We start from the raw sequence: 4,010 nt of genomic DNA on the forward strand, positions 1-4,010 counted from the left end.
ATCGAGGCTGCAGAAAACAAAAGGCATTATATTAGGAAAAAGGCCGAAGATATAAGCAAGCTCCTTTCCGGGATCGAGTTATGAAGGTATTTTTAATTTTGGCATTTATATTCATTTTATTCATTATCATTGTGTATGCTGCTATTCAATCCATTCATTCTTTCTCAGAAAATGAGTGCATGAACTGCCACATTGATCACAAAAAGGATCCAAAATCATTGAAGGCCCCTGTTACACTGTTATGCAAAAAAATGTCATGAGGACATAACAAGCACGTCATCCCATCCCTCTGATATTTACCCTGTTTCGACCAGGATTCCTCCGGACCTTCCGCTTCACAACGGTATGGTTACATGCAATACATGCCATAATATTCACAGAGAGAGATTTTTAACATCGGGCGAAAAGACATACTTTCTCAGAAGAACAAAGCTGGGAAGGGCGTTTTGTGTTTCATGTCATATGGTCAAGCCCGAGGGCCATGTAGAGACGTTAATAGCGGCACATCCGAGCAAAAAATATAAAGTAATGGATAAATCAAAAACCATCGATCCTATATCCATGGAATGCATCGGATGTCATGACGGAATACAGGGTAGCAATGTCGAGCACAGGTTAGGTCCGGGCATATGGAGCCACGAGAGTTATTCTCATCCTATAAGTGTTGATTACAATGTTAGCAGGATGAAAGGGAGGAGATTAAAACATATTTCGATGGTCGACAGAAGGATAAGGTTTTTTGACGGAAGGATTGGATGCGGTACATGTCATGACGTGTATTCAAAACTGCCTAAAAACTTGTAATGAGCAATAATAGAAGCAAGCTTTGTTTTGAATGCCATGATATATAGATTAAGCAGGGAAGGAATGAAATGAAAAGAAAACAATACATAACTCACAAAAGCTACCAGAGAGGAGTTGTATTGCGGATTGTCCTGATATGCGCCATAGGTCTACTCATAAATCTCGGCATTTTTAACTTTCTTTCGTATAGAGAGGTCGAATCATTGAGATGGAGAATGCATATCCCTGTAAACACAATCGGCGATATTATCGGTCAATATCTTATATATTCGACTATCCTATCCCATCTGTAGCCTTTGTAGCGATAGCACTCTTAATATATTTCAGGCATCTTATAAAAAATGCAGACCGGATGTTATACGGCTTGAAAAACGATATCGAGAAGGTAGCAGACGGAGATCTTTCGTTTAATGTCTCATTAGATAAAAGAGACGATTTTAAGAATATATCCGGCGGTTGCAACAGGATGATAGGTTCTTTCAGGGATAAGTTCTCGGTATTAAAAGTAAAAATGCATGACATGAATGGAATATTAGAAGGCATTGAACATGTAAAGGATAAACAAGCCCTAACCCAAAAGACTCAGCTATTAATAGATGCCCTTGAGCGTCTCGAGAAGGAAGTCTGAATAAGCATTCTGTTTTAAGTTATAATAAAAATTGCCATGAAAAACCATCCAAGGCTGGTCATTGCCGGAGTCAGAGGCGGCAGCGGAAAGACAACCCTCTCCCTCGGCATAATTGCTGCGTTAAGATCCCGGAAAGGTCTGAAGGTCATTCCATTTAAAAAAGGCCCTGATTTCATAGATGCAGGATGGATGTCTGTTGCTGCAAAGAACCCATGCTATAATCTCGACCCTTTTCTTATATCGAAGGAAAAGGTTCTGGAATCCTTCATATCACATTTTACAGGCGATATAGCAATTATAGAAGGCAACAGGGGATTATATGATGGCATGGATGCAGAAGGCTCATACAGCACTGCAGAGATGTCAAAGCTTCTAAAATCCCCTGTCATACTGATTGTTGACTGCACAAAGATGACGAGGACAGCAGCAGCCGTGGTATTGGGCTGCATGAATCTCGACAGGGATGTCAACATAAAGGGTGTTGTTTTAAATCAAGTGGCAGGCAGCCGTCATGAATCAGTGGTGCATTCATCCATAGAAAAGTATTGCTCATTACCAGTGCTTGGTGCAATACCGAGATTGAATTCAGGAGAGTTTCCCGAGCGCCATATGGGCTTAACACCATACCAGGAGCATCATGACACAGGGAATGCACTCTCATTCGTGGAAGACATAGCAAATAAATATCTTGACCTTGACAGGATTTTGAGCATAGCAATGGAAGCAGAACCGATAAATAACAGGCACGAGGCTATAGGCTATAGGCAAAAGGCAAAAACCGAAATGCAGGATGTAAGTTCCTCATTGCCTATGGCCCATAGCCTATCGCCTGCCGTAAGGATTGGAGTAATAAGGGACTCTGCGTTCCAGTTTTATTATCCTGAAAATATCGAAGAGCTTGAAAAAAACTGTGCAGAGATTATTGAGGTAAACGCCCTCGAGGATGATCGCCTGCCTGATATTGATGCCCTTTACATAGGAGGAGGCTTCCCTGAGACAAATGCCATAAGGCTTGCAGAAAATAAAGACTTCAGGGACTCTGTTCTCAATTCAGCAGAAAAGGGCCTTCCCATTTATGCTGAGTGCGGAGGACTCATGTTTTTGGGAGACTCCATTATAGTTGACGGCAGGAAATATCCTATGGTAGGTATTTTCCCGATAACCTTTGAAATGAAGAAAAAACCACAAGCGCATGGCTACACAATCGTTGAAGTAGAAAAAGAGAACCCATTTTATCCTGTAGGAACAGTGCTGCACGGACATGAGTTTCATTATTCTGCTGTTGCCAGCATATCAGAAAACGACAGTGCATTTACAGCCTTTAGAATGAAGAGGGGGCATGGCATAAAGAATAAAATGGACGGGATATGTTATAAGAATGTCTTTGCAACTTATACGCATATACATGCCCTCGGTGCGGAAGAATGGGTGAGGGGACTCATAAATAAGGCAAAGGAGTTCAAGAAGGCAAAATGAATAAATATCCGCCTGAATGTCCGTTTTGCGGACGGCATATTGTTCGTCCTGAGACAACAAGGACCGAATTCGGAGAAGTTTTGAGCGGTAGATGCAACTGTGGTGCGGTCTATGTGTGCGATCCCACCGGGCATAATGCAGGCGAGGCATACATGGAAGCCATGGCAATGGCAAAGGGGGACTGGGATATAGGCCTGATGGATGAAGATATGGACTACCAGACCGAGGATATGGATTACGATTTAAAGAACCATATGAGGCTTTATTCAGCAGGCATGGGCGAGACGCGGGGAAAGCTTATCTTTGTAAAACTCAAGAGGCCTGATGTGCAGCAATCGCAACCTGCGGAGATACCATCGAAAACAGCATCTGCGTCGGAAGATAGAGGTAAAAAAGGTGATCTGAAGGAAAGGATTAAGGATGCCCTCAGTGCCCGATCCTACGCTGAGATTACAGACATGGCAAGGAGGGATAAAGGCGTGATACGGCGTCTCATATCCCTCGCATACGATAAGGACGATGTCATGGGCTGGAGGGCCATAGAGGCAATGGGATATGTAGCAGGCGAGTTGTCAAAACAAAGGATCGATATTGTAAGAGATACCATAAGGAGACTTCTGTGGTCTATGGGAGAGGAGTCCGGCGGCATTGGATGGAGCGCTGCAGAGATGATTGGAGAGATCGTCAGGAGCAATCCCGACCAATTTACCGACATTGTTCCAATTGTCTGGTCTTTCCATGAAGAGGAGATGTTCAGGGAAGGAACAGTCTGGGCCATGGGACGGATAGCTTCTGTGAGGCCTGACCTCGTGAAATTTATATTAAAGGATATACAGGGCATGTTAACAGACAAAAACCCTGCTGTCAGGGGATATGCTGCATGGGTTATAGGCATCCTAAGAGAGGACGGTTTCTTGGAAGATATCAATAAACTCACATCCGATAACAGCACCGTGAATTTTTATCAGGGAGGCGAACTGACAAGGAAGACGGTTGCCGAAATAGCTAAAGCAGCAATGAACAGGATAACTCATAAATAGAATAAATAAAGATATAATATTATTTTATTTGACCTGACCTTCGGGTCTATATTATTTTCTTA

The 4,010-nt window shown here is 42.7% G+C and carries 5 protein-coding genes; all 5 read left to right on the plus strand.

Going from position 1 to position 4,010, the window contains the following annotated elements; all coding sequences use genetic code 11:
- Positions 1–345: 345 nt before the first annotated feature.
- The 5 genes from V7L97_RS01350 to V7L97_RS01370 all read left to right on the plus strand — a co-directional run bounded on the left by V7L97_RS01350 (position 346) and on the right by V7L97_RS01370 (position 3,948).
- Positions 346–804: a hypothetical protein gene (locus V7L97_RS01350; protein WP_333652616.1), complete on the plus strand. Its 459-nt coding sequence runs from the start codon at positions 346–348 to the stop codon at positions 802–804.
- 68 nt (positions 805–872) lie between these two features.
- Positions 873–1,097, plus strand: coding sequence for a hypothetical protein (locus tag V7L97_RS01355; RefSeq protein WP_333652619.1), 225 nt, complete (start codon positions 873–875; stop codon positions 1,095–1,097).
- A gap of 71 nt (positions 1,098–1,168) precedes the next feature.
- Positions 1,169–1,432 carry a hypothetical protein gene (locus tag V7L97_RS01360; protein WP_333652621.1) on the plus strand — a complete coding sequence of 88 codons (264 nt, stop codon included), beginning with the start codon at positions 1,169–1,171 and terminating at the stop codon, positions 1,430–1,432.
- A gap of 36 nt (positions 1,433–1,468) precedes the next feature.
- Positions 1,469–2,908 (plus strand): cobyrinate a,c-diamide synthase, encoded by a 1,440-nt coding sequence (locus V7L97_RS01365; RefSeq protein ID WP_333652623.1) that lies wholly within the window; start codon positions 1,469–1,471, stop codon positions 2,906–2,908.
- Entirely contained in the window at positions 2,905–3,948 is a 1,044-nt protein-coding gene (locus V7L97_RS01370) for a DVU0298 family protein (RefSeq protein ID WP_333652625.1), read from the plus strand. Before V7L97_RS01365 ends, V7L97_RS01370 begins: the two co-directional genes overlap by 4 nt.
- Positions 3,949–4,010: the final 62 nt, after the last annotated feature.

Origin of the sequence: Dissulfurispira sp. (genome assembly GCF_036745535.1) — a bacterium.
In the GTDB taxonomy this organism is placed as follows: domain Bacteria; phylum Nitrospirota; class Thermodesulfovibrionia; order Thermodesulfovibrionales; family Dissulfurispiraceae; genus Dissulfurispira.